Here is a 22,724-nt window from a genome sequence, read left to right as displayed (position 1 = left end):
ACGAGCGGCGCGGGCTATTCATAGCGCAGCGCGTCGATCGGCTTGAGCGAGGCGGCCCGGTTGGCCGGGTAGAGGCCGAAGATCAGGCCGACGGCGAGTGAGAAGGAGAAGGCCAGCACCACCGAGCCGGTCGACACCACCGGACTGAAGGTGCCGACGTGCACCAGGCCCACCAAGGACCCGATCAAGACCCCCAGCAGACCGCCGAACATCGACAGCATCACCGCCTCGAGCAGGAACTGGGCGATGATGTCGCCCCGACCGGCGCCGATGGCCTTGCGGATGCCGATCTCGCGGGTCCGCTCGGTCACGGTCACCAGCATGATGTTCATGACCCCGATCCCGCCGACCAGCAGCGAGATGCCGGCGATCGCCCCGAGCAGCAGGGTGAAGACCGAGGTGATCGTGCTCGCTGCGCTCAGGAACGAGGCCGAGCTGGTCACGCTGAAGTCCCGGTTGCTGTCGTTGGTGCCGTGGCGTGCGTCGAGGATGCTCTCCACCTGGGCCTGGGCCGCGTCGACCGTCGCGGCCGAGGTGGCCTTGACCGAGATGGAGCTCAGGTTCTCATACCCCGCCAACGTGTCCTGGACTGCCGTCGCCGGCGCGAGGACACGGTCGTCGGAGTCCTGCGGACCCTGGCTGCCCTTCGCGGTCAGCAGGCCGATCACGGTGAACGCGTTGCCGTCGAGGTTGATGACCTTGCCGAGGACCGCGCTGCCGTCCCCGCCGACGAGGTCCTTCGCCACCGTCACGCCCAGCAGGGCGACCCGGGAGTGCGCCAGGTAGTCGGCGTCGGTGAACTCGCGGCCGCTGGCCACGGTGTCGTTGTCGATCAGCAGGTACGACGGCGTGGTGCCGCTCGTGGAGCTGACCGTGTGCGAGGCGCCCCGGTACGTCGCGATGACCGACGCCGGGCTCACGACCGGCGCGACCCCGAGCACGTCGGGCGCCTGCGACCGGTCGGCCAGCGCGCGGGCGTCCTCCAGGGTCAGCTGGACCGCCCGGATGTCGGTCCCCGAGTCCGTGGCGCTGTTGCTGTCGTCACTGCCGTCCCCACCCCCGCCGGGGCCGAAGCCGAAGCCGCCGCTGTTCGCGCCCGGCAGGATGGTCAGGGTGTTGCTGCCCAGGCTGTTCAGCGTGTTCGTGACGCTGGCGCTGGCCCCGTTGCCGACGGCGACGAGGGCGATCACCGACGCCACGCCGATGAGCACGCCGAGCATGGTCAGGAATGACCGCGCCTTGTTGGCGGTGACCCCACGCCAGGCGAAGCGGAAGCTCTCGCTGAGGTTCACGCGGCGGCCGTCGGCTGATAGCGCGGCGGCAGGTCGTGCACCCCAACCTGCCGGTCGTCGTGCTCGACCACCCCGTCCCGCATCCGCAGCACCCGCTTGGCGTGCGCCGCCACCTCGTTCTCGTGCGTGATCACCACGATGGTCCGCCCGTTCGCCGACAACGAGTCGAACAGCCGCAGCACGTCGTCGGTGCTGTGGCTGTCCAACGCACCGGTCGGCTCGTCGGCGAGCAGCAGCACGGGCTCGGTCGCGATCGCCCGCGCCACCGCGACCCGCTGCTGCTGGCCGCCGGACAGCTGGGACGGGTTGTGTCCGACGCGGTCGGACAGACCCACCCGCGCCAACGCCGCCGCGGCCCGCTCCCGCCGTTCCCGGGCGCCGACCCCGGCGTAGGCCAGCGGCAGCTCGACGTTGCGCAGCGCGCTGGTCCGCGCGATCAGGTTGAAGCTCTGGAAGATGAAGCCGATCTTGCGGTTCCGGATCTTGGACTGCTGGCCGTCGGTCAGCCGGCGGACGTCGATGCCGTCCAGCCGATAGACCCCGGCCGTCGGCACGTCGAGGCAGCCGATGATGTTCATCAGCGTCGACTTGCCCGAACCGGACGCGCCCATGATCGCCACGTAGTCGCCGCGCTCGACGGTCAGGTCGACCCCGGCGACCGCGTGGACGACCGTCTCGCCCTCGCCGTAGGTCTTGACGACGCCGCGCAGGTCGATGACCGGTCGGTCGGCCCGGGTCACCGTGGGCTCGTGCTGCTGCTCGGGGAGGCGCTCGAGCCGGACGAGCCGGCCGCCCCCGGGAACGTGTAGCCCTGGCTGGTGTCGCCGGTCGGCAGGACCAGCAGGTCACCCTCGTTCAGGCCGCGGACGACCTCGGTGCCGACCGCACCGACGAGACCGGTCTGGACCTCCACCGTCACGTCAGCGCCGTTGGACCGGCGGGTCACGGTGGTGTGGCCGTTGGCCGTGATGAGCGCGCTCGTCGGTACGTACAGCGCGTCGGTGTGCCGGCTCGTGGTGATGGTGACGTCGGCGGTCTGGCCGAGCCGGATCGACGACCCGGCCGTCGGCAGCGACACCGTCACCGCGTACTGGACGACGTTGTCGGTCACCGTGCTCTCCGAGGCCACGGCGGTCACCTTGCCGGTCAGCGTCCGGCCGGACGCCGGGAACTGGACCTGGGTCGACTGGCCGGCCTTGACCTTGACCACGTCGGCCTCCGCGACGGACGCGCTGACCTGCTTGGCGTCCGTGGTCGCCAGCGTGACCAGCCCCGAACCCGAGGACGACGAGCTGGACGTGCCGCTCGTCCCGCTCGAACCCGTGGCCCCCGCCGCTCCTGAGGAGCCCGAGGACGTGCTCGACGTCGAGCCGCCCGCCGCACTCGAGGACTCCCCGACGACGGCCGCGATGTCGACCACGGTGCCCTCCAGCGGGGCCCGCAGCGTGGTGTTGGCCAGATCGGTCTCGGCCGTGTCGACGCTCACCTGCGCGGACTCGACGGACGCCTCGGCGGAGTCGACCGACCCCTGCCGGGCCGGCTGCTCGTTCGCCGCCTTCTGCGACGTCTGGCTGGCGACCGTGTCCTCGGCCGCCTCGACCTGGCCGTCGGAGGTCTGGATCTGCTGCCGGCCGGCCAGCAGGGTCTTGTCCCGCGTCTGCTTGGCCTGGGTGAGCGTCGCCTTCGCCGAGCTCACGGCGGCGGTGTCACTGGCCACCGTCGACTGCAGCGTGGCGACCTGGGTCGGGTTTGCCGGCTGAGCTGCCTGAGCTGTCTTCAGCAGCTTCTGGTCGGCGGCCAGCGTGTCCTCGGCGTCGTCGACCGCGTCCGCCGCGTCCGACACCGACGCGTTCTGCTGGCGCTTGTCCTGGGCGTAGGTCTGCCGAGCCTGGGACGCCGCGGTCCGTGCGTTCGTCAGCGCGGTCTGGGCACTCTGGACCGAGGCGTCGTCGACCTGCTGGTCGGCGGCCGAACGGCCCTGGGTGGCGGTGGTCAGCTGGGCCTGCGCCGACGCCAGGCTCGCCTCGGCCGTCTTCAGCGAACGCTTGGCCGAGGTGTCGTTCACCTTCAGCAGCCGGTCCCCCTTCTCGACCTGCTGGCCTTCCTTCACGTAGATCTTCGTCACCGTGCCGCTGGCGGACCCCGACATGGCGACCGACACCGAGGTGCCGGCCTCGACGTTACCGGTGGCGCTGACCGTGGCGGTGACGGTGCCGCGCTGGACCGCGACCGTCTGGCCGGTCGGGGCGGTCCGGGCGCCGGCGTTGCTGATCGAGAGCCCCGCGGCGGCCGCGACACCGAGCACCGCGACGCCGAGCACTGAGTTGATGACGACCGTGCGCCGTTTCATGACCCCATTATCCCGTCACCACGGCTGCAGCCGGTCGTCTCCATGGATACGAGGATGGCGGGCCGAGATGCGACGACGACGTCGACATGATGACAACTTGGTGAGAGTGACCGTTTTGACACCACACTCTCATCCAGCCAGCACATGCTGACCCCATGCAGATCGCGCCCGAGCTCGAGGGGGCCCGTGTCCTCGTCGTCGACGACGAGCCCTACCTGGTGGAGATGTTGAGCCTCAGCCTCCGCTACGTCGGCTTCGTCGTGGCCACCGCCGGGACCGGCGCCGATGCGCTGCGGGCCGCAGAGGATTTCCGACCCGACCTCGTCATCCTCGACGTGATGCTGCCGGACGCGGAGGGCTTTGACCTGCTGCCCGCACTGCGGGCCAAGCGCGACGTCGGCGTGCTGTTCCTCACCGCGCGAGACGCGATGGAGGACAAGCTGCGCGGGCTGACCCTGGGCGGCGACGACTACGTCACCAAGCCGTTCAGCCTTGAGGAGGTCATCACCCGGATCGGGGTCATCCTGCGTCGGCTGCGGCCGGCGGACCACCCGGCGGCCACCAGCGGGCTGCTCCAGTACGCCGACCTGGAGATGGACGAGGACGCCCACCAGGTCTGGCGCGGCGCCACCTCGATCTCGCTGTCGCCGACTGAGTTCGCGCTGCTGCGCTTTCTGCTGCGCAACGCCGGCCGCGTGATGTCGCGGGCCCAGATCCTCGAGCACGTCTGGCACTACGACTTCAACGGTGACTCCGCCGTCGTCGACTCCTACATCCGCTACCTTCGCCGCAAGATCGACATCATCGACCCGCCGTTGATCGAGACGGTCCGCGGCATCGGCTACAGCCTGCGCGTCCCGGGAGCGCACCGATGACGGCCCTCGGGTGAGCCGGCGCGCCCAGCAGCGGCTGGCGGCGCTGTCGCTGCGGTCCCGGCTGGTGATCGGGATCGTCGTGCTGCTCGCCGCAGGACTCGCGGCCGCGGACGTCGCCGGCGTCGGACTGACCAGGTCCTACCAGCTGCAGCGGATCGACCAACAGCTCACCAGCGGACCGCCGCGGACGACCGCGGACGGCCAGTGGGCCACCACCTCCGAGGCGTTGTGCGGCCTGGTGGCCGGACCGTCCGGAGCGACCCCGCAGCTGCCGACGAACTACACGATCGGCGTGCTGGACGGCTCGGGACGCCAGCTCTGCCGACTGCCGCAACAGCCGACCACCCTCGGAACCCCCGATTTCGCCGGCATGGCCGGCAGTCTGGACGCCCGGGCCAGCAGCCTGGAGCCGTCGACCGTGCCGAGTGCCGGCCGGGGCGCGCCGTGGCGGGTGCAGGTGCTGCGGACCACCGACGGCTACGTCGTGGTCGGGATCTCGCTGGCCGACGCCTTCGACGTCATCGCCCGGCTCCAGCTCGTGATGGCTCTGGTGTCGGTGGTGATCCTGGTGCTCGCCGGGATCGGCGGCCTGATGGTCGTCAAGGTGGGGCTGCGGCCGCTCACCCAGATCGAGGACACCGCCGACGCGATCGCCCGCGGGGACCTCTCCCGACGGATCGCGGCGCCGCCGCCGAACACCGAGGTGGGCCGGCTGGCCGGGTCGCTCAACTCGATGCTGGGCCAGATCGAGCGGGGCTTCGACGAACGGGTGCGGACCGAGGACCGGCTGCGGCAGTTCCTGGCCGACGCCAGCCACGAGCTGCGGACACCGCTGGCCACCATCCGCGGCCACGCCGAGATGTACCGGCAGGGGGTCGCCTCCACCCCGAGCGAGATCGCCGTGGTGATGAACCGGATCGAGTCGGAGTCCATCCGGATGGGCGACCTGGTCAACGACCTGCTGGTGCTCGCGCGGCTCGACTCCGGGCCCGACCTGGTCCGGCAACCGGTCGACCTGCTCGCCGTCGCCGCCGACGCCGTCGTGGACGCCCGGGCCCGTGAGCCCGGACGGCCGATCGTGCTGAGCACGCTGACCGAGCCCCCGTGGCTGGACGTGCCGCCCGTCGTCTCGGGCGACGAGCCCCGGATCCGCCAGGTCCTGGCCAACCTGATGGCGAACGTGCTGCGTTACACCCCGCCCGGCTCGCCGGTCGATCTCGTCATCGGTGTCGGCCCGGCCGGGGTGGAGCTGCGGGTCACCGACCACGGCCCTGGCCTCGCACCTGGGACGGCCGAGCGGGTGTTCGAGCGCTTCTACCGCGACGACTACGGCCGGGCCCGCAGCTCGGGCGGTACCGGGCTGGGCCTGTCGATCGTGTCGGGCCTGATGGCTGCGCACGGCGGGACGGTGGCCTACGAGGACACCCCCGGCGGCGGCAGCACCTTCGTCGTCACCTTTCCGGCCGTTTCGGGCTGACCCTCCCCTCGGCCCTGCGAATTCGTTGATTCGCCCGGGACGTTAGTCCCGACAAGGTCGTGACTAACGTCTCGACCTGCAGCCGAAAGCGGGATAAATGCGGATTCTTTCTAGATTGTGCCGGCGAATCTGACACGCTGCTCGCAGACGCCCGTCAGCCGGAGCCGAGCAGGACGGCTCCTGGGGGAGGGCCTCACCATCCGCCGGAGGAGCCCACCCGATGTCTCGTGCCGCAGCACACCTGAGCGCCCTGCTCTACGTCGCCGGGGCCCGCCTCGACCTTCAACCCCGCAACGAGCGCGGAGCGACCGCCGTCGACTACGGGCTGGTGGCGGGGCTGGTCGCGGTCGCGGTCATCGTGGCGTTGACCGCCTTCGGGGCCAGCATTACCGCACCCATCTCGGCGCTGTGGAACAAGATCTTGCCCAGCAGCTGACCCGACCGCCGTACGGCACTGAACGAGCGGGTGACACAGAACTGGTGGCCGGGTCGCCGCCGCCGACCTCAGCTGGGTGAACAGCTGAGCTCGGCCAGGGACGGCGACCCGGCCACCCTCACGTCGGCGGACAGGTCGCCGTCGGCCAGCGGGGCGGGGTCGCCGGCGAGGGCCGAACAGCGTCGGCACAATGGGCTGCCTCGGCGGCCACGCCGGCGGAGGAGACCCGACCCGATGAGCGCAGAACCGTCCCGCTCGACCCCGACCGCGGTGCTGGCGGTCGGCGGCTCAGCCGGCAGCCTGACCCCGCTGCTCGCCCTCGTGCGGGGGTTACCACCACAGTTCCCGGCCGCCGTCCTGGTGACCGTCCACCTCGGTGACTCCCAGAACAGCCGGCTGCCCGAGATCCTCTCCCGCCGCAGCCGGTTGCCGGCCGCGTGGGCGCGGGACGGCGAGCCGCTCCGGCCGGCCCGGGTCTACGTCGCCCCGCCCGGCTTTCACCTGGTCGCGGCCGCCGACTCCGTCAGCCTCAGCCGCGGCCCGCGGGTCAACCGCCATCGCCCCTCGGTCGACGTCCTCTTCGCCAGCATGGCCTCGACCATCGGACCCGCCGGCGTCGCGGTGGTGCTCTCCGGCGCCCTCGACGACGGCGCGGTCGGGGTGGCCCTGGTCGCGGCCGCCGGCGGTGAGGTGCTGGTGGAGGACCCGGACGACGCCGAGTTCTCGGGCATGCCGCTGGCCGCCCTGCACGCCGTGACCGCGGCGACCACCAGCAGGGCGGACGACATCGCCCGGGCGGTCGACCAGGCGGTCGCCCGGGCCCTCGACCGTGCGGCCAAACCCACTCCCAGCCCGACGACGGCCGAGGAGGCCGACACCATGGCGCACCACCTCGCCATCGACTATCTCGCCCAGACCGAGTCCCGGCTGACCCGGATGTCGTGCCCCGAGTGCGGCGGCTCGCTGGCCCAGATCGACCTGGACCAGATCAGCTACTTCCGCTGCCACATCGGGCACCACTACGGTCCGCAGACCCTGGCCGCCGCCCAGGCCGACGCCTCGGAGGCCAAGATCTGGAGCGCCGTGGCCGGCCTGGAGGAAGAGGCGGCGCTCCAGCGCTACCTGTACGAGACCGTGCCCCACGCCTCGCCGGGAACGCCCCACCTGCAGGTGGCCGAGCAGCTCGCCCAACGCGCCGACCAGCTGCGCGAGCTGGCCCATGCCTGGACGCCGCTGGTGCCGGACCCCGAGCGCGACGCCACGGTCCTCCGGACCACCGCGCCCTGAGCCAGTGGAGAGCTAGTGGGAGCTAGTGGTCGTCCGTCGCCGGGTACTCGGCGCTGCCGGAGATGTCCTCCATCAGCACCAGGGCTCCACTCACCTCGTCGCCCTCGAGCAACGGGCTGACCGAGACCCGCAGCTCGACGGGGCGGCCGCGGCGGTTCACCGCGTGCACGTGCTGGCCCGTCACCGCGCCCTCCTGACCGCTGACCACGGCCCGCAGCCACGGGTGCAGCTCGGCCAGCGGCAGCCCGCTGTCGAGGTTGAGCAGGTACTGCCCGATCGTCTCCTCCCGGCGCAGCCCCCACAGCTCGTGGGACCGCGGGGTCCACGCCTGGACGACCAGCAGCCGGTCGACCACGATCACCGCGGACTCGAGGCTGCTCAGGATGCCCTGGGTGAAGGCGTTCAGCTTGCTGATCTGCAGCGTCCGGACCCGCAGCTCGTCGTTGGTGACCCGGAGCTCGTCGTTGGCCGACTGCAGCTCCTCGTTCATGGTCTCCAGCTCTTCGTTGGCCGACTGCAGCTCCTCGTTGGTGGTCTCCAGCTCCTCGACCGTGCTCTGCAGCTCCTCGTTGGTGGTCTCCAGCTCTTCGTTGGTCGACTGCAGCTCTTCGTAGGCGAGCTCGAGCTGGCGGTTGGTGGCCTCCACCTCGACCTGCAGCTGACGAAAGCGGGTGACGTCGAAAAAGCTGAGGGTCACCCCGATCACCCGTCCCGCCGCTTCGAGCAGCGGGACCAGGTGCACGTCGACGTAGAGGTGCTCTGGACCGGACCGGCGCCACTCGACCTCGCGCAGCCACATCGAGGTGCGTTCCTCGGTCACCCGGGCCAGCGGGACACGCAGCTCGAGCGGGCGGTAGGAGACGTCCAGGTCCTGGAAGGGCCGACCGAGGTCGCGGTCGGTGAGGCCGAGCATGACGGCGGCGAGGTGGTTGACCATGGCGAGCGCACCGTCGGCACCGACCGCGATCTGCGCGACCGGGTTGGTCAACACGATCTCGCGTTCGAGCGGGCCGGCGGCATCCCCCGGCGCCTGCACGGGCGAGTTCCGCCGCTTGACGCCGAGCCCCAGCCGGTCGGGGAGGTCGGAGGACATCCGGCGGAAGAAGCGCCGTTTGAGGTCGACGGCCTCGAAGACCGTGGAATGGTTCAGCAGCATCTCGGCCTTGCCGAGGAAGAGGACGCCGTCCGGCCGCAGCGCAAAACCGAGCCGGCTCACCACCCGGTCCTGGGTCTCGGCGTTGAGGTACATCAACGTGTTGCGACAGAGCAGCAGGTCGATCCGCGAGATCGGGGCGTCGCGGGTCAGGTCGTTACGGCCGAAGATGACGCTGTGCCGCAGGTCGGGGACGACCACGAAGCGGTCGCCCACCGTGTCGAAGTAGCGCTCGCGGTACTCCAGCGGGACGCCGGCGAGCTCGCGCTCGGTGTAGCTGGCCTGGCGGGCATGGCTGAGCGCCTCTTCGTCGACGTCGGTCGCGTAGATCTTGACCCGGGCGCGGAAGCGGTTGCCGAGCGCCTCGTGCAGCAGCATCGCGATCGAGTACGCCTCCTGACCGGCCGCCGACCCGGCGCTCCAGACCCGCAGCGAGGAGGACTCCCGCCGCTGCAGCAGGGCCGGCAGCAGCACGTCCCGCAGGTGCTCCCAGGCGTCGGCGTCGCGGAAAAAGCTGGTGACGTTGATCAAGATGGTGTTGAAGAGTGCGGTGAACTCCTCCGGCTGCAGCTGCAGCACGTCGGCGTACGCCTCGAACGAGGTCATGCCCAGCTCGCTCATCCGGTGCCGGACCCGACGCATCAGGCTGGGCCGCTTGTAGCCGGTGAAGTCGAACGACCGGCTGTCCTTGAGCAGGCCCAGCAGCGCCTCGAACGCCGGGTCGATCGCCTCGTCCTCCCCGACCACACCGTCTGGGCCCACCCCGTCTGGGCCCACCCCGTCTGGGCCCACCCCGTCTGGGCCCACCCCGTCTGGGCCCACCCCGTCCGGGCGCTCCGCGTCGGCACCCACGCCTTCGGGGTCAGCCTCGAGCGGCTCGGCCGCCTCTTCCAGGTCGGGCATGTCAGTCGCCTCTCTCGAACGCGGTGTCCAGGTCGGGCTCTGAGGGCAGCCCCGTCTCCAGCAGGGACCGGACGAGGTCGGCCGAGCGCGCGGACTCGCGAGCCTGGTTGCGGAACCGGTCCCGGGTCAGCAGGCTGCCCCGTTCGCTAGCCCGCTCGGCCAGCTGGCGGCTGAGCGCCGCCTTCTCCTCCAGGCTGCGCAGCGCCATCCAGAGCGCGTTCTCCATGGCCTCACCCTGCTGCAACAACAGCCCGTACGAGGACCAGGCGTGGCCGACCCGGCAGCGGAATCGCAGCAGGCCTCCCTCCTCGACCTCGAACAGCGACCCGTGGCACTCCGGGCAACCGAAGCCGGCCGGGTGGCCTGGCCGGTCGACCCCACACGTCGTCGGGTCCCGCTCGCCTTCGGTCAGCTCCGAGTCAGCCTGCACCTTCGCTTCGAGCGGGGTGCGGCAGAGGCGGTCGACGAGAGCGCCCAGCTCGGCCGCCGTACCGACGGTGTGCACGGCGCCGTGCTCGATGATGCTGCGCGGCATGCTCGGATAGGCGGCCTCCTCCGGGTCCTGGGCCAGGACGAGTCCCCCGCGGGCGGCCACGGCCAAGGCGCCGGCCGTCCCGTCGTCGAGGGCCCCGGAGAGCACCACCGCGACGGCTCGCGGCCCCAAGGCGCGGGCGCCGCTGCGAAAGAGCGCGTCGACCGCCGGACGGTGCCCGTTCTCCCGCGGACCGCGGGTGCTCAGCACGTGGTCGTCGCTGATCACGAGGTGCCGGTCCGGTGGAGCCACCACGATCCGGCCGTGCGTGAGCCGGCTCTCCGCCGCCGCCAGGCTGACCGGCAGCCGACCGGCCCGCGCCAAGATGGCGGGCAGCACCGTCGGCCCGCTGGGCGGGAGGTGCAGCACGACGACCACCGCGGCGGGCAGGTCCGCCGACAGGGCGCCGACGAACGCGCGCAAGCTCTCGACCCCGCCCGCGGAGGCACCGACGAGGACGACGTCACGGAAGGTGTCGGTCGGCGGCGCCGACGAGCTCACGTCAGCGGAAGCTGGTCGGGATCCAGGCCGGTCTCGACGACCAACCGGGCCACGTCCCGCAGCTTGACGTTCCGCCGCTGCGAACAGCGGGTCAGCTCATCGAAAGCGGCCTCGGTGGTGATCCGGCGACGTTCGACCAGCTGGCCGATCGCCTGGCCGATCAGCTGCCGGCTCTCGACCGCACGCCGCAGGTTGTCCTCCTGGACCGCCCGTCGGACCGCGACCCGCAGGTGGACGGCGAGCAGCTCGGCGACCTCGGTCGCCTCCGCGCTCCAGGACCAGTCCGGGTCGGCGTGCACCCGCAGCTCAGCGGTCGGGCAGCCCGGAAAGGCCAGCGGCAGCGCCAGGCTGCCTGCGAGAGCCGCCGGACCGTCGCCGGTCGAGGCCAGCACCTCGGTCTGACTCTGGTGGGCGACGACCACCACGGCACTGGCGGCGCCCGGCACCAGCCGTACGGCCTCCTCGGCGGCGGCCGTCAGCGTCGCCGGCAGACCCTGGATGCCGTCGAGCCGGCGGACGGCGTCGGCCAGGCCACGAGCGACGCGAGGGTCGGACTCAGGGCGCGCGTCCAGGTCGAGCAGGCGCAGCGCCGAGCCGTCGGCCACCGTCAGCTCCCAGCTCAGCACCGTCTGGTCGTGGGCACTGCTGCTGGTCGGGGTCACCCGGACGTCGACGGCGACCGTGCTGCCGTCGGACCGCAGCAGGGTGGCGCCGGAGAAGGTCAGTGGTCGGCCCAGGTCACGCTGACTGATCAGTCCGCGGATCCGGCTGCGGTCCGCGACCTCGAACCAGGTGGCGATCGGCCGGGGCGTCCGGCGGGACGGGGGCTGCAGCACGAGCTGCGCGGCGGCCCGAGTGACCTGCAGCACGACGCCGTGCTGGTCGGTGAGCACCAGCGCGGCTGATGAGCTCTCGAACATGGCCGACCACTCCAGGGCCAGCCCGTCCAGCCGTCGCCGGGTGTTCTCGAGCTCTTCCTGCTGGACGCGCAGCTCCTCGTCCGCGACCAGCAGCTGCTCGCTCAGCTCGAGCAGCTCCTCGACCAGACCGGCCGTGCCCTCCTCGGTTCCGACCAGCGTGATCACCCGTTGCCGCCGGACGTTGAGGTCGGCCAGGAACTGGTCCAGCTCCGCTGACGTCGTCGCCATTCGGCTCCTCGGATTAGGTCCGGCACGTGGACAAGTCGCGCAGGACGATCTTAGCTCCGCAGCCTCCGGCGGCAAGCGTTCCCACCGCCGTCCGCGCCCGTCCGGACCGGTGACGACCGACAGGCCGCGAGCACGGATCGGCCGCTGCTGGCCCGCCATCGCGTTCTGTTATGTTCGAGCCCACTCGAGGATGGGAGCCACCATGCAGCTCGGAATGATCGGTCTTGGCCGGATGGGTGCCAACATCGTCCGCCGCCTGATGCGGGACGGCCACGACTGCGTCGTGTACGACGTCAGCCCTGACTCGATTGCCAAGCTGGAGGGTGAGGGCGCCACCGGCGCGCCCACGCTCGAGGAGTTCGTGGCCAAGCTCGAGCGTCCCCGGGTGGCCTGGGTGATGATCCCGGCCGGGATCACCGGCAAGACCGTGGAGGCGCTCGCGGCGCTGCTCGACGACGGCGACGTGATCATCGACGGCGGCAACTCCAACTATCACGACGACGTCCGGCGGGCCGCCAAGCTGCGGGAACAGGGCATCCACTACGTCGACATCGGTACCAGTGGCGGCGTCTTCGGCCTCGAGCGTGGCTACTGCATGATGGTCGGCGGCGACGACGAGGCCGTCAGCCTGATCGACCCGATCCTGAAGACCATCGCACCCGGGCCGGGCGAGGTCGAACGGACCCCCGGACGCGAGGGCGAGCTGGCCGCGGAGGAGCAGGGCTACCTGCACTGCGGGCCCTCTGGTGCCGGCCACTTCGTCAAGATGGTCCACAACGGCATCGAGTACGGCATCATGGCCGCCTTCGCCGAGGGGCTGAACATCCTCGACAACGCCGACGCGGGCATCGCCTCCGGTGAGCACTCCGCCGAGGTCGCCCCGCTCGAGGAGCCGGAGTACTACCAGTTCGACATCGACACCGCAAAGGTCACCGAGCTGTGGCGCCGCGGGTCGGTCATCTCCTCCTGGCTGCTCGACCTCACCGCCGCCGCCCTGCAGGCCAACCCGACGCTGGACGGGCTCGCCGGTCGGGTGTCGGACTCCGGCGAGGGCCGCTGGACGGTGAAGGCCGCCATCGACATCGGCGTACCCGTCCCCGTCCTGGCCTCCTCGCTCTTCGAGCGGTTCGCCTCCCGCGGCGAGGACCACTTCGCCAACCAGGTCCTCTCGGCCATGCGCCAGCAGTTCGGCGGCCACAACGAGCTGCCCGCCGGCAGCTCGCTCGAGGCCGGCGGGGCGAAGGCTGACCAGGTCGGCGGCGCCCACAACGAGGCCGCCCCGGTCGTCTGAGGTCCGCCCGGTCGCAGGCCTTGCCAGCCTTTCCCCCCTCCCGCGGCCAGGTCTGTCCGTCACTTCACAGCCCCAAGGGTCACTTCACAGCTGCGCGAGCGCGTGTGACGTGCGCCGCAAGGCTGTGAAGTGACGGTGAGACCTCCGGGCGGGGCCCGACCCAGCGTCACCTGGCCCAGTCGGGACGGGTCAGCCGGCGTGCTGGGCCTTGACCCGCTCCTTCTCGGCGACCACGGCGGCGTAGCTGCGGCGTTCCTTCAGCAGCCAGGGCGGCGGGTCGGCGAGCAGGGTGCCGATCTGGTCGGCGTCCATGGCGTCGGGGACGCCGGCGCGGGCGAGCCCGGCGCGGGAGATGCCGAGCTTCTGCGCCACCACGTCGCGCGGGAAGGGCCCGTTACGCCGGAGCTCGACCAGCCAGGCCGGCGGGTCGGCGCGGAGCGCCTCGAGCTCGTCCCGGGTGAGCGCCGCGTGCTGGAACTCCTCGGGCGTCGCCGGCAGGTGGACGCCGAGCTTGCTCGCCGCGGTGATGGGCTTCAGGGTCTGGCTCACGGCCCCAGGGTAGCGATCGGCGTAGCCTGCGCGGGTGACGAACCCTCCCCCCGCGGTCGCCGACGAGCGCCGCGCCGTCCCGGTGCTGCGGGTGGGGCACGTCCCTGGCGTGACCCTCACCAAGTGGCGACGGGTCTGGGCCGAGCGCTTTCCCCGTCTCGGTCTGGAGATCCTCGACGTCGACGAGGCCGACCAGCGGACGGCGCTCGACCAGGAACAGGTCGACATGTGCTTCGTCCGGCTGCCGCTCTCGGACGCGCGGCTGCACGTCATCCCGCTGTACGAGGAGGTCGCGGTGGTCGTCGTCCTGCGCGACCATCCGGCGTCGCTGTACGACGAGGTGTCGCTGGCCGACCTCGAGGACGAGAACGTGCTGGACGGGTTCACGGCGGCCGAGGCGATCGACCTGGTGGCGGGCGGCGCCGGGGTCGTGGTCGTGCCGCACTCGATCGCCCGCTCGTTCAGCCGGCGCGACCTCGTCTACCGTCCGGTGTCGGACGCGCCACCGACCCAGATCGCGCTCGCCTGGCTGCGGGAGAACCCGCACGAGATGATCGAGGAGTTCATCGGCATCGTCCGGGGACGGACGCTGAACAGCTCGCGGACCGCCCGACCGGCGGCGGCGCCCCCGCCGGAGCCTCCTCGGCCGAGCCTCCGCGCCAAGCGTCCGCCCGGCCGACGGTCCGGGCGCGGCCGCTGATCAGCTGAGCTGGTCGGCGACGGCGCGGCCCAGCGCCATCCCGGACAGGTACGCGGCCTCGACCCGCGGCTTGTCCGACCAGGAGTCTCCGCAGAAGCCGATCCGGTGCTCACCGAGCCAGTAGGTCTGCTCCCGCCGACCGGCCGGCCGGGCGAAGGACCAGCGCTGCACCGCCGTCGATGTCGGCTCGGCGGCGATGCCGAGCACGTCGCGGACGGCCAGCGCCATCAGCGGTGCTGCTTCGTCGGGGGCGCCCAGGTGCTCGGCGGCGAACTCCGGCGTGGAGTGGGCCACCAGGACGGGGGCGAAGTCGTCGCGCCGCCGCCCGTCGTCGGCGATCCAGGACAGGATCGGGTCGCCGGAGACGAACGCGCCGTCGAAGGCCGGCCAGCTGGCCTCCGCCCAGCGGGCCGTCAGGGCGAGCACCGGCTCGAACGGGTCGGTCAGCGCAGCCAGCTCGGCGGTCAGCTCAGGCGGCAGCAACCGCCGGGCCTGCGGGTCGGGCATGGCCAGGACGACCGCCTCGGCGGCCTCGCCGTCCACCACCAGGCCCGCGCCTTCCACGCCTGGCTCGACCGACTCGACGCTGACCTGGCGCAGCTCGAGGCCGGTCGCCAGGTCCTCGACCAGGCTGCGCAACCCCCCGTTCGCGGCCCAGCGCATCGGTCCGGACTTGGGCGTCAGCTCACCGTCCCCGGCCACGGAGAAGGTGTCGGTCCAGGGTCGGGCGAGGCCGCGCCGCCGCCAGTCCTGGACGACCTCGTCGAACGCCGGGTCCGAGACGGTGAAGTAGGAGGCGCCGGTGTCGACGACCCGACCGTCGGGCCGCCGACTGGCCATCCGACCCCCGATCGCGCGCCCCCGGTCGAGCACCACCACCGGCACACCCGCCCCGGCGAGCGTGCGTGCCGCTGCCACTCCAGAGATTCCGGCCCCCACCACGATCACGGTCATGCCGCCAGCCTGCCATCCGTAGGCCAACGGCGTCACCGGTCAGCGGAGCATGCCGTACGCCCGCGTCGGGTGGAGCCGGACGACGACCCGACGGTGGGTGACCATCGCGTCTCGGTACTCGGCCCAGTCCTCGTGCTCGCCAGACAGGGCGCGGTAGAGCCCGACCAGCTCCTCGACTGCGGCGTCGTCGGGCGTCTCCGCCACCGCCGACAAGGTCACGTCACCCTCGAGCACCGCGTAGGACCAGAAGGACGCGCCGTCGACCTTGAGCGCGGCCCACGGCCGGCGGCGTAGGTTCGCGTACTTCGCTCGGTCCGCCGTCGTGGAGACCCGGATCACGCCCTGGTCGTCCACCCCGTGCACCACGTTGGAGAGCTGAGGCAGCCCGTCTCGGCGCATGGTGGTAAGCACTGACTGCTGGTTGGCCCGCGCTGCCGCCAAGGCTTCACTGATCCGCATGCCTCTAAAATTAGCGCGAAGTCCCGGACCGGCACCCGCTCGCGGTCAGGCCCACCTCTGGCCGTCCTAGTACCGCTGTCCGCCCGGAGTTGGGTACCAGCCAGGCGGCGCTATGGGCGCCGGAGTCATCATCGGGTGGGCAAGCTCGGGGCCAGATCGGACCTTCCGATAGATCGTTCGGTGACGGGCGGGAACGCAGAGACCCACGAGGACGACAGCACAGCCAAGAGTCAGGTAGAAGGTCAGCGCTGCCGGCCCGGTCAGCAACAGCAGCACTCCAAAACGCCATAGAACGCCAATCCCGGGATCGACGGTGGCCACAAGGATGGCCGCGAGCACACCGATGCTGCCTTGACCCCGATAGCGTTGACTGTGATCCGAATGAACGGTGCTCACGGCGAACGATCTTGACGCATAGTCGCGTCAGGATCGATCAGCGCGAGGAGCCCGCGGCTCAGGCGCCGCCCTCTTGGAGCTCGACGGTCAGGGGCGCGAAGCTCTTGCCGTCGACGTCCACGCCCTCGTCGCGCAGCTGCTTGAGCGCGGCGTCGAGGTAGGTCGTGTTCTTGGCGGTCTCCGGCGGCGCCTTGGTGATGATCGTCGCGCCGGTCTCGTTCTTGGTGCCCATGGCGATGTCGACGGTCTGCTTCCACGCGGTGTCGCTGATCGAGCCGATGCCGCTGGTGGAGGGCCAGATCAGCTTGTTGACCTCGTTGGTCTGCCAGAGCTGGTGGCTCACGCCCAGCTGCGAGCCGGCCGCCGTGACGATCTCCGCAGCCTTGTCAGGGTTGTCCCGGGCGTAGATCCAGCCCTTGATGGAGGCCTTGATGAACTTGGTCGTCTGCTCGGCGTACGCGGCGTCGGACAGTTTCTCGGAGTTGGCCCAGATGGCGTCCTGCAGCATCGCGGTGCCCACGTCGTTCCAATTGATGACGTTCAGCTCGTCGGCGGTGTAGAGCTTGCCGGTGTCAGGGTTCGTCGTCTCGAGCACCTGCGCGTACTCGTTGTAGGTCATCGCCTGGGCCGCGTCGATGTCGCCGGCCAGGAAGCCGTTCATGTCGAAGGCCTGCTTGACCAGCTTGACCGCGGAGACCTCGACGCCGTCCTTCTGCATGCCCGCGAACAGCTCCCACTCGTTGCCGAAGCCCCAGCTGCCGATGTTCTTGCCGGCGAACTGGTCGGGGGAGGTGATGTTCTTCGTCTTGAACGAGATCTGGGTGGTGCCGCTGCGCTCGAAGATCTGCGCGACGTTGGTGATCTTGGCGCCCTTCTCGATCGAGCCCAGCACCTTAGGCACCCACGAGATCGCGTAGTCGACGTCGCCGGTGGACAGCACGTCCTGCGGCACGATGTCCGCGCCGCCCTCGACGATCGTCACGTCGAGGCCCTCGGCGGTGTAGTAGCCCTGGTCGATCGCGGCGTAGTAGCCCGCGAACTGGGCCTGGGCCACCCACTGCAGCTGCAGCTTGACGGGAACGGTCGGCGTGCTGGCACTGCCGCTACCGCTCGTCGAGGGGGTCCCCGACGAGCCGTTGTCGCTGCTGCAGGCGACGGCCGTGACCGCCACGGCGCTGGCGGCGAGGCCGAGGGCCGCGCGGCGGGTGAAGAGCTTCGGGGTCATGGGTTCTCCTGGTGAGGGCGGTGAGGTGGGTCAGGACGGTCGGTGGCGGGACGACCACGACTCGACGGCGAGCGCGGCGCAGTAGAAGACGAGACCGAGCAGGATCGAGCCGAGGACGTAGGCCCAGGCCAGCGGATAGTTGCTGCGGGAGGCGGCGTCGGTGATCGAGCCGCCGAGGCCGCCGACCGGGCCGCCGAAGTACTCGGCGACGAGGGCCGAGATGACGGCCAGCGACGACGCGATCCGTAGTCCGGTGAACAGGTACGGCGCCGCGGTCGGCAAGGTGACGGCCAGCTGCTGCTGGCGGGGGGTCGCGGCGTACGCACGCATCAGGTCCCGGTGCACGGGCCGCACCTGGCGTAGCCCGCGGAGGGTGTTGACGTAGACCGGGATGAGCACGGCGAGGGCGGCGACGAGCTGCCGCGAGGTCTCCACCCCGGCGCCGTACATCGTGTAGAGCACCGGCGCGAGGGCGACGATCGGCATCACCGACAGTGCGGCGACCAGCGGGGCCGCGAGCGCGTCGGCGGTCCGCCACAGGCTGGCCACCACCGCGGCGAGCACCCCGATGACGGTGCCGACCAGCAGGCCGATCAGGGCGTTGGCGCCGGTGGTGAGCGACCCGGCGAGCACCGAGCCGGCGTTGTCGAGGAACTCCGCGCCGATGGCGCTCGGCGCCGGCACCAGGAAGGGGTCGACGTCCAGCGCGGTGACCAGCAGCTGCCACAGCCCGAGGAACACCAGCCCGAAGACGACCGGCGCGAGCACCGTCCGGGCGCCCGACCCGCGGGCCAGCACCCGCCGGGGGACCGTGAGGCCGGCGGCCGTACCCGCGTCGGCGACGGCGCTCACCGGTTCTCCACCCCGCGTACCCCGCCCGTGGGGACGCCGTGCAGCGCCTCCCGGACCGCGGCGACGGAGCGGAAGAAGGTGTCGTCCTCACGGAGGGCGTCGTCGCGCGCGGCGGCGGCCACGTTGACCGCGACCGTGTCGGCGATCCGGCCCGGCCGCGGCGACATCACCACGACCCGGTCGGAGAGGAACACCGCCTCGGGGATCGAGTGGGTGACGAAGACGACGGCCGCCTCGGTCTCGGCGGCGATCCGCACCAGCTCGTCCTGCATCCGCTCGCGGGTCATCTCGTCGAGGGCGCCGAACGGCTCGTCCATCAGCAGCAGCCGCGGGCTCTCGGCCAGCGCACGGGCGATCGCCACCCGCTGCTGCATGCCGCCGGACAGCTGGTCGGGATAGGAGCCGGCGAAGTCCCGCAGCCCGATCAGCTCGATCAGCTCCGCCACCCGGGTTCGCCGCGTCGTCCGGTCAGCACCGTGCAGCTTGAGCGGCAGCTCGATGTTGGCCGAGACCGTCCGCCAGGGCAACAGCCCGGCCTGCTGGAACGCGATGCCGTAGTCCTGGTCGAGCCGGGCCTGGCGGGCCGACTTGCCGAACACGGTCAGCTCACCCGACGTCGGTGAGTCCAGGTCGGCGATCAGCCGCAGCAGGGTGCTCTTGCCGCAGCCGCTCGGCCCGATCAGGGAGACAAACTCCCCCGGCGCCACGTCGAGGTCCACATCAGCCAGCGCCTGCACACCCGGCCCGCGCTTCGCGGCGAACACCCGGTTCAGCCCGCGGGCCCGGACGGCCTCGTTCCCTGAGCCTGTCGAAGGCCCGGGCTCCGGGAGGGTGATGGCCGAGCTCATACCGTCACCTCCGAGCGACGGTACGGGCGTAGCGCGAGCCCGAGCAACCAGACGCAGCCAGCCGCGATCAGCCCGACGGCGACGGCGCCGAAGATGGGCGCCCAGGGCTTGGCCGGGTCGCCACCCGCGGCCTGGGCGTACTCGATCACCATCCGGCCGATGCCGCCACGGAGACCGATCGAGACCTCGGCCACGACCGTCCCGATCACCGCGGAGGCGGCGGCCAGGCGTAGCGCGGGCAGTAGGTACGGCACCGAGGCGGGCAGCCGCAGGCTGAGCAGCGTGCGCCACCAGCCCACTCCGTACGTGCGCAGCAGGTCGACGTGAGTGGCGTCGGGAGACTTGAGCCCGCGCAGCGCGCCGACCGCGACCGGGAAGAAGGCCAGGTAGGCCGCGATCACGGCGACCGAGTTCTCACTGCTCCACGTGAAGCTGCCGACGTGGATCTGAGATCCCCAGCGTCGGACCAGCGGCGCGATGGCGATCAGCGGCACGGTCTGGCTCAGCACGATCCAGGGCAGGATCGCGGCCTCGGCCAGCCGCAGGCGTTGCATGGCCAGGGCGAGCCCGATGCCGACGACCACGCCGATCACCCACCCGGTGGCCGCGATCTTGAGCGAGAACAGGCAGGCGTGCAGCACCGAGATCCACAGCGGGTCGCCGCGCCGGCCGACCGTCGGACCGGTCAACCGGGTGACCATGTCCCAGACGTGCGGCATGGCCCGGTCGGTCGTGCGCGGGAGCACGGCCCGGTCCCCGACCAGCACGCCCGTCGCAGGACCGACCGCCTTGTAGAGCTCCCAGAGCGCGAGCAGGGCGATGATCCCGAGCAGCCCCAGTCCGATCCCCCGCAACCGGTTCACGAACGGGCGGTCACGTGGTCGCGGAGGGCCGGGATGATCGTCTCGCCGTAGACGCGCAGCGTTTCTTCCTTCTGGTCGTGCTGCAGGTAGCCGGCGAACTGGTCGCAGCCGATCGCCTTGAGCTGCTCGAGCTTGGCGATGTGCGCCTCGGCCGGACCGAGCAGGCAGAAGCGGTCGATGATCTCGTCCGGCACGAAGTCGGTGTGGGTGTTGCCCGCCCGGCCGTGCTCGTTGTAGTCGTAGCCCTGCCGGTTCTTGATGTAGTCGGTCAAGGCCTGGGGCACCGCAGCCGTGTCGCCGTACTTGGCCACGATGTCGGCGACATGGTTGCCCACCATGCCGCCGAACCAACGGCACTGGTCGCGTTGGTGCGCCACGTCGTCGCCCACGTACATCGGGGCGGCGACACAGAAGGTGAGCGCCATCGGGTCGCGGCCGGCGTTGCTGGCGGCGGTCCGGACGGCCTCGATCATCCAGGCGGCGATGTCGACGTCGGCGAGCTGCAGGATGAAGCCGTCGCCGACCTCGCCCGCGGCTTTCAAGGCCAGCGGTCCGTACGCGGCGACCCACACCTCGAGCGAGGAGGTCCGCGCCCACGGGAACTGCAGGGACGTGCCCTTGTAGTCGACCGCCCGGCAGTTCGCCAGCTCGCGGATGACGTGGGTCGCCTCCCGCACCTCCTTCAACGTCGACGGCTTGCCGTTGGTGACCCGGACGGCCGAGTCGCCCCGGCCGATGCCGCAGACCGTGCGGTTGCCGTACATCTCGTTCAGGGTGGCGAAGACCGAGGCCGTCACCGTCCAGTCGCGGGTGGCCGGGTTGGTGACCATCGGACCGACCTTGATCCGCGCCGTCCGGTCGAGGATCTGGCTGTAGATGACGTACGGCTCCTGCCACAGCAGGTGACTGTCGAACGTCCACAGGTAGTCGAAGCCGTGCGCCTCGCTCAGCTGCGCGAGCTGCACCGTCCGTTGTGCGGGCGGGTTGGTCTGAAGAACGACACCGAATTCCATATCTACTGCCCTCGCTTCGCTCGGGCGCAGATTGCGCTCTGATCCGCCGACATCCTCGTCGCTCGACAAGGAAAGAACGCCTTGTCTCGCTCCTCCTCTGCTCGGCGGCGCGCAATCAGGCGGTGGTCAGGCATGGAACTCCTCATGTCAGGTACTGGGACAACCCGCGCTTGACGTACTGGCCGTGACTCTTGGTGCCGACGTAGCTGCCGTCGTCGACCACGACCGTCCCGCGGGAGATGACCGTGTCGACGTGACCGTCGATCTCGAAGCCCTCCCAGGCGGAGTAGTCCATGTTCATGTGGTGGGTCTTGTTCAGACCGATGGACGTGTGGCCGTTCGGGTCGTAGACCACCACGTCCCCGTCCGCGCCGGGCTGGATCACGCCCTTGCGGCCGTACAGCCCGAACATCCGGGCCGGCGTGGTCGAGGTGAGCTCGACCCAGCGTTCGAGGCTGATCCGGCCGGTCGCCACGCCCTGGTACATCAGGTCCATCCGGTGCTCGACCGAGCCGATGCCGTTGGGGATCTTGGCAAAGCTGCCGATCCCCATCTCTTTCTGGTCCTTCATGCAGAACGGGCAGTGGTCGGTGCTGACCATCTGGATGTCGTTGGTGCGCAGCGCCTGCCACATGTGGTCCTGGTGGCCCTCGGCGCGCGACCGCAACGGCGTCGAGCAGACCCACTTGGCGCCCTCGAAGTCGCCCCACTCGGGGCCTTTGGCCCCGAGCTGCTCCTCCAACGAGAGGTACAGGTACTGCGGACAGGTCTCGCCGAACACGTTCTGGCCGGCGTCGCGGGCGGCGGCGATCTGGGCGACCGCCTGCTTGGCGCTGACGTGCACCACGTAGAGCGGGGCGCCGGTGAGGTTGGCGATCATGATCGCCCGGTGCGTCGCCTCCTCCTCGGCCTGCCAGGGCCGGGAAATCCCGTGCCAGTAGGGACCCGTCTTGCCCTCGGAGATCAACTGGCTCACCAGCACGTCGATCATGGCGCCGTTCTCGGCGTGCATCATGATCATCGAGCCGTTCTCCGCGGCCTTCTGCATGGTGCGGAGGATCTGGCCGTCATCGGAGAGGAAGACGCCCTTGTAGGCCATGAAGAGCTTGAAGCTGGTCACGCCTTCGGAGATCAGCTCGTCCATCGCCTTCAACGAGTCGTCGTCGACGTCGGACAGGATCTGGTGGAAGCCGTAGTCGATCGCGCAGTTGCCCGCGGCCTTCTCGTGCCAGAGGTGGTACTGGTCGAGGACGTTCTCACCGGCGTACTGGACGACGAAGTCGATGATCGACGTCGTCCCGCCCCAGGCCGCTGCGCGCGTCCCGGTCTCGAAGGTGTCGCTGGCGAACGTGCCCCCGAAGGGCATCTCCATGTGGGTGTGCGCGTCGATCCCGCCGGGGATCACGTACTTGCCTGTCGCGTCGACCACCTGGTCGCAGGCGCCCTCAAGATCAAATCCCAGCAGGGTGGAGCCCGGCGCCAGGACGGCGGCGATCGTCTCGCCGTCGATCAGCACGTCGGCGTTGGCCGTACCGGTGGCGTTGACGACCGTCCCGTTCTTGACCAGAGTCTTCATCTCTGTGTGCTCCCTGCTCGTGCGATCGCGCTCAAGACCCTGTC

Annotated in this window: 21 protein-coding genes; 6 read left to right on the top strand and 15 right to left on the bottom strand. The window is 70.9% G+C overall.

The annotated features are described in order from the left end of the window. Positions 1-14 precede the first annotated feature (14 nt). Genes ACFE76_RS08735 through ACFE76_RS08725 form a run of 3 tightly spaced genes read right to left on the bottom strand, consistent with a single transcriptional unit; the run spans position 15 to position 3,642 of the window. Positions 15-1,292 carry an ABC transporter permease gene (locus tag ACFE76_RS08735; RefSeq protein WP_375431357.1) on the bottom strand — a complete coding sequence of 426 codons (1,278 nt, stop codon included), beginning with the start codon at positions 1,290-1,292 and terminating at the stop codon, positions 15-17. Beyond that, complete coding sequence (locus ACFE76_RS08730) at positions 1,289-2,032, bottom strand: ABC transporter ATP-binding protein (protein WP_375431356.1); 744 nt, start codon at positions 2,030-2,032, stop codon at positions 1,289-1,291. The genes ACFE76_RS08735 and ACFE76_RS08730 overlap by 4 nt, the downstream gene beginning before the upstream one ends. Then, positions 2,029-3,642: an HlyD family efflux transporter periplasmic adaptor subunit gene (locus tag ACFE76_RS08725; protein WP_375431355.1), complete on the bottom strand. Its 1,614-nt coding sequence runs from the start codon at positions 3,640-3,642 to the stop codon at positions 2,029-2,031. Before ACFE76_RS08725 ends, ACFE76_RS08730 begins: the two co-directional genes overlap by 4 nt. Positions 3,643-3,797: 155 nt before the next feature. Here ACFE76_RS08725 and ACFE76_RS08720 point away from each other — a divergent pair, with 155 nt between their 5' ends. The 4 genes from ACFE76_RS08720 to ACFE76_RS08705 all read left to right on the top strand — a co-directional run bounded on the left by ACFE76_RS08720 (position 3,798) and on the right by ACFE76_RS08705 (position 7,717). Continuing rightward, positions 3,798-4,517, top strand: coding sequence for a response regulator transcription factor (locus ACFE76_RS08720; RefSeq protein WP_375431354.1), 720 nt, complete (start codon positions 3,798-3,800; stop codon positions 4,515-4,517). 10 nt (positions 4,518-4,527) lie between these two features. Next, positions 4,528-5,994 carry a sensor histidine kinase gene (locus ACFE76_RS08715; RefSeq protein ID WP_375431353.1) on the top strand — a complete coding sequence of 489 codons (1,467 nt, stop codon included), beginning with the start codon at positions 4,528-4,530 and terminating at the stop codon, positions 5,992-5,994. A 220-nt stretch (positions 5,995-6,214) separates the two neighbouring features. Further along, positions 6,215-6,430 (top strand): Flp family type IVb pilin, encoded by a 216-nt coding sequence (locus ACFE76_RS08710; RefSeq protein WP_375431352.1) that lies wholly within the window; start codon positions 6,215-6,217, stop codon positions 6,428-6,430. Positions 6,431-6,664: 234 nt separating this feature from the next. Then, positions 6,665-7,717: a chemotaxis protein CheB gene (locus ACFE76_RS08705; protein ID WP_375431351.1), complete on the top strand. Its 1,053-nt coding sequence runs from the start codon at positions 6,665-6,667 to the stop codon at positions 7,715-7,717. Positions 7,718-7,739: 22 nt separating this feature from the next. On the opposite strand, the gene ACFE76_RS08700 is transcribed toward ACFE76_RS08705, so the two are convergent. From ACFE76_RS08700 to ACFE76_RS08690, 3 genes are read right to left on the bottom strand one after another with little or no spacing between them, the layout of a single operon-like run. Beyond that, entirely contained in the window at positions 7,740-9,773 is a 2,034-nt protein-coding gene (locus tag ACFE76_RS08700) for a CheR family methyltransferase (RefSeq protein ID WP_375431350.1), read from the bottom strand. Position 9,774: 1 nt separating this feature from the next. Continuing rightward, positions 9,775-10,806, bottom strand: a complete 1,032-nt coding sequence (locus ACFE76_RS08695) for a chemotaxis protein CheB (RefSeq protein ID WP_375431349.1) — start codon at positions 10,804-10,806, stop codon at positions 9,775-9,777. After that, complete coding sequence (locus ACFE76_RS08690) at positions 10,803-11,954, bottom strand: ANTAR domain-containing protein (RefSeq protein WP_375431348.1); 1,152 nt, start codon at positions 11,952-11,954, stop codon at positions 10,803-10,805. The genes ACFE76_RS08695 and ACFE76_RS08690 overlap by 4 nt, the downstream gene beginning before the upstream one ends. 202 nt (positions 11,955-12,156) lie before the next feature. On the opposite strand from ACFE76_RS08690, the gene gnd reads away from it, so the two are divergent. Beyond that, entirely contained in the window at positions 12,157-13,245 is a 1,089-nt protein-coding gene (gnd, locus tag ACFE76_RS08685; protein ID WP_375431347.1) for a phosphogluconate dehydrogenase (NAD(+)-dependent, decarboxylating), read from the top strand. 189 nt (positions 13,246-13,434) lie between these two features. Here the strand turns inward: gnd and ACFE76_RS08680 are convergent, their stop codons facing one another. After that, on the bottom strand, positions 13,435-13,794 hold the full coding sequence (locus tag ACFE76_RS08680) for a DUF5997 family protein (RefSeq protein WP_375431346.1): 360 nt from the start codon (positions 13,792-13,794) through the stop codon (positions 13,435-13,437). 34 nt (positions 13,795-13,828) lie between these two features. Here ACFE76_RS08680 and ACFE76_RS08675 point away from each other — a divergent pair, with 34 nt between their 5' ends. Then, on the top strand, positions 13,829-14,494 hold the full coding sequence (locus tag ACFE76_RS08675; protein ID WP_375431345.1) for a LysR substrate-binding domain-containing protein: 666 nt from the start codon (positions 13,829-13,831) through the stop codon (positions 14,492-14,494). Here ACFE76_RS08675 and ACFE76_RS08670 read toward each other — a convergent pair whose 3' ends face one another. The 8 genes from ACFE76_RS08670 to hydA form a co-directional block, all read right to left on the bottom strand. After that, positions 14,495-15,448, bottom strand: coding sequence for an NAD(P)/FAD-dependent oxidoreductase (locus ACFE76_RS08670; protein ID WP_375431344.1), 954 nt, complete (start codon positions 15,446-15,448; stop codon positions 14,495-14,497). A gap of 39 nt (positions 15,449-15,487) precedes the next feature. Beyond that, positions 15,488-15,907 (bottom strand): PPOX class F420-dependent oxidoreductase, encoded by a 420-nt coding sequence (locus ACFE76_RS08665; RefSeq protein WP_375431343.1) that lies wholly within the window; start codon positions 15,905-15,907, stop codon positions 15,488-15,490. Positions 15,908-16,361: 454 nt separating this feature from the next. Beyond that, complete coding sequence (locus tag ACFE76_RS08660) at positions 16,362-17,528, bottom strand: ABC transporter substrate-binding protein (protein WP_375431342.1); 1,167 nt, start codon at positions 17,526-17,528, stop codon at positions 16,362-16,364. Positions 17,529-17,558: 30 nt separating this feature from the next. Then, positions 17,559-18,380 carry an ABC transporter permease gene (locus ACFE76_RS08655; RefSeq protein ID WP_375431341.1) on the bottom strand — a complete coding sequence of 274 codons (822 nt, stop codon included), beginning with the start codon at positions 18,378-18,380 and terminating at the stop codon, positions 17,559-17,561. Beyond that, positions 18,377-19,228: an ABC transporter ATP-binding protein gene (locus tag ACFE76_RS08650; protein ID WP_375431340.1), complete on the bottom strand. Its 852-nt coding sequence runs from the start codon at positions 19,226-19,228 to the stop codon at positions 18,377-18,379. Before ACFE76_RS08650 ends, ACFE76_RS08655 begins: the two co-directional genes overlap by 4 nt. After that, entirely contained in the window at positions 19,225-20,091 is an 867-nt protein-coding gene (locus ACFE76_RS08645; protein ID WP_375431339.1) for an ABC transporter permease, read from the bottom strand. Before ACFE76_RS08645 ends, ACFE76_RS08650 begins: the two co-directional genes overlap by 4 nt. Next, entirely contained in the window at positions 20,088-21,104 is a 1,017-nt protein-coding gene (locus ACFE76_RS08640) for a TIGR03842 family LLM class F420-dependent oxidoreductase (protein WP_375431338.1), read from the bottom strand. The genes ACFE76_RS08645 and ACFE76_RS08640 overlap by 4 nt, the downstream gene beginning before the upstream one ends. 142 nt (positions 21,105-21,246) lie before the next feature. Further along, positions 21,247-22,680, bottom strand: coding sequence for a dihydropyrimidinase (hydA, locus tag ACFE76_RS08635; protein WP_375431337.1), 1,434 nt, complete (start codon positions 22,678-22,680; stop codon positions 21,247-21,249). Between the last annotated feature and the right edge of the window lie 44 nt (positions 22,681-22,724).

The sequence above is a fragment of the uncultured Friedmanniella sp. genome (assembly GCF_964244005.1).
Taxonomy (GTDB): Bacteria; Actinomycetota; Actinomycetes; order Propionibacteriales; family Propionibacteriaceae; genus Microlunatus.
Note: the sequence above shows the minus strand (reverse complement) of the source record. Positions and strands in the feature narration are given on the sequence as shown.

What these genes read in the sequence shown, in the direction of transcription:
- ACFE76_RS08725 (WP_375431355.1), bottom strand. Translation starts at nt 3,642, where the DNA reads ATGAAACGGCGCACGGTCGTCATCAACTCAGTGCTCGGCGTCGCGGTG.
- ACFE76_RS08720 (WP_375431354.1), top strand. Translation starts at nt 3,798, where the DNA reads ATGCAGATCGCGCCCGAGCTCGAGGGGGCCCGTGTCCTCGTCGTCGAC.
- ACFE76_RS08670 (WP_375431344.1), bottom strand. Translation starts at nt 15,448, where the DNA reads ATGACCGTGATCGTGGTGGGGGCCGGAATCTCTGGAGTGGCAGCGGCA.
- ACFE76_RS08660 (WP_375431342.1), bottom strand. Translation starts at nt 17,528, where the DNA reads ATGACCCCGAAGCTCTTCACCCGCCGCGCGGCCCTCGGCCTCGCCGCC.
- ACFE76_RS08665 (WP_375431343.1), bottom strand. Translation starts at nt 15,907, where the DNA reads ATGCGGATCAGTGAAGCCTTGGCGGCAGCGCGGGCCAACCAGCAGTCA.
- ACFE76_RS08690 (WP_375431348.1), bottom strand. Translation starts at nt 11,954, where the DNA reads ATGGCGACGACGTCAGCGGAGCTGGACCAGTTCCTGGCCGACCTCAAC.
- hydA (WP_375431337.1), bottom strand. Translation starts at nt 22,680, where the DNA reads ATGAAGACTCTGGTCAAGAACGGGACGGTCGTCAACGCCACCGGTACG.
- ACFE76_RS08650 (WP_375431340.1), bottom strand. Translation starts at nt 19,228, where the DNA reads ATGAGCTCGGCCATCACCCTCCCGGAGCCCGGGCCTTCGACAGGCTCA.
- ACFE76_RS08640 (WP_375431338.1), bottom strand. Translation starts at nt 21,104, where the DNA reads ATGGAATTCGGTGTCGTTCTTCAGACCAACCCGCCCGCACAACGGACG.
- ACFE76_RS08705 (WP_375431351.1), top strand. Translation starts at nt 6,665, where the DNA reads ATGAGCGCAGAACCGTCCCGCTCGACCCCGACCGCGGTGCTGGCGGTC.
- gnd (WP_375431347.1), top strand. Translation starts at nt 12,157, where the DNA reads ATGCAGCTCGGAATGATCGGTCTTGGCCGGATGGGTGCCAACATCGTC.
- ACFE76_RS08710 (WP_375431352.1), top strand. Translation starts at nt 6,215, where the DNA reads ATGTCTCGTGCCGCAGCACACCTGAGCGCCCTGCTCTACGTCGCCGGG.
- ACFE76_RS08700 (WP_375431350.1), bottom strand. Translation starts at nt 9,773, where the DNA reads ATGCCCGACCTGGAAGAGGCGGCCGAGCCGCTCGAGGCTGACCCCGAA.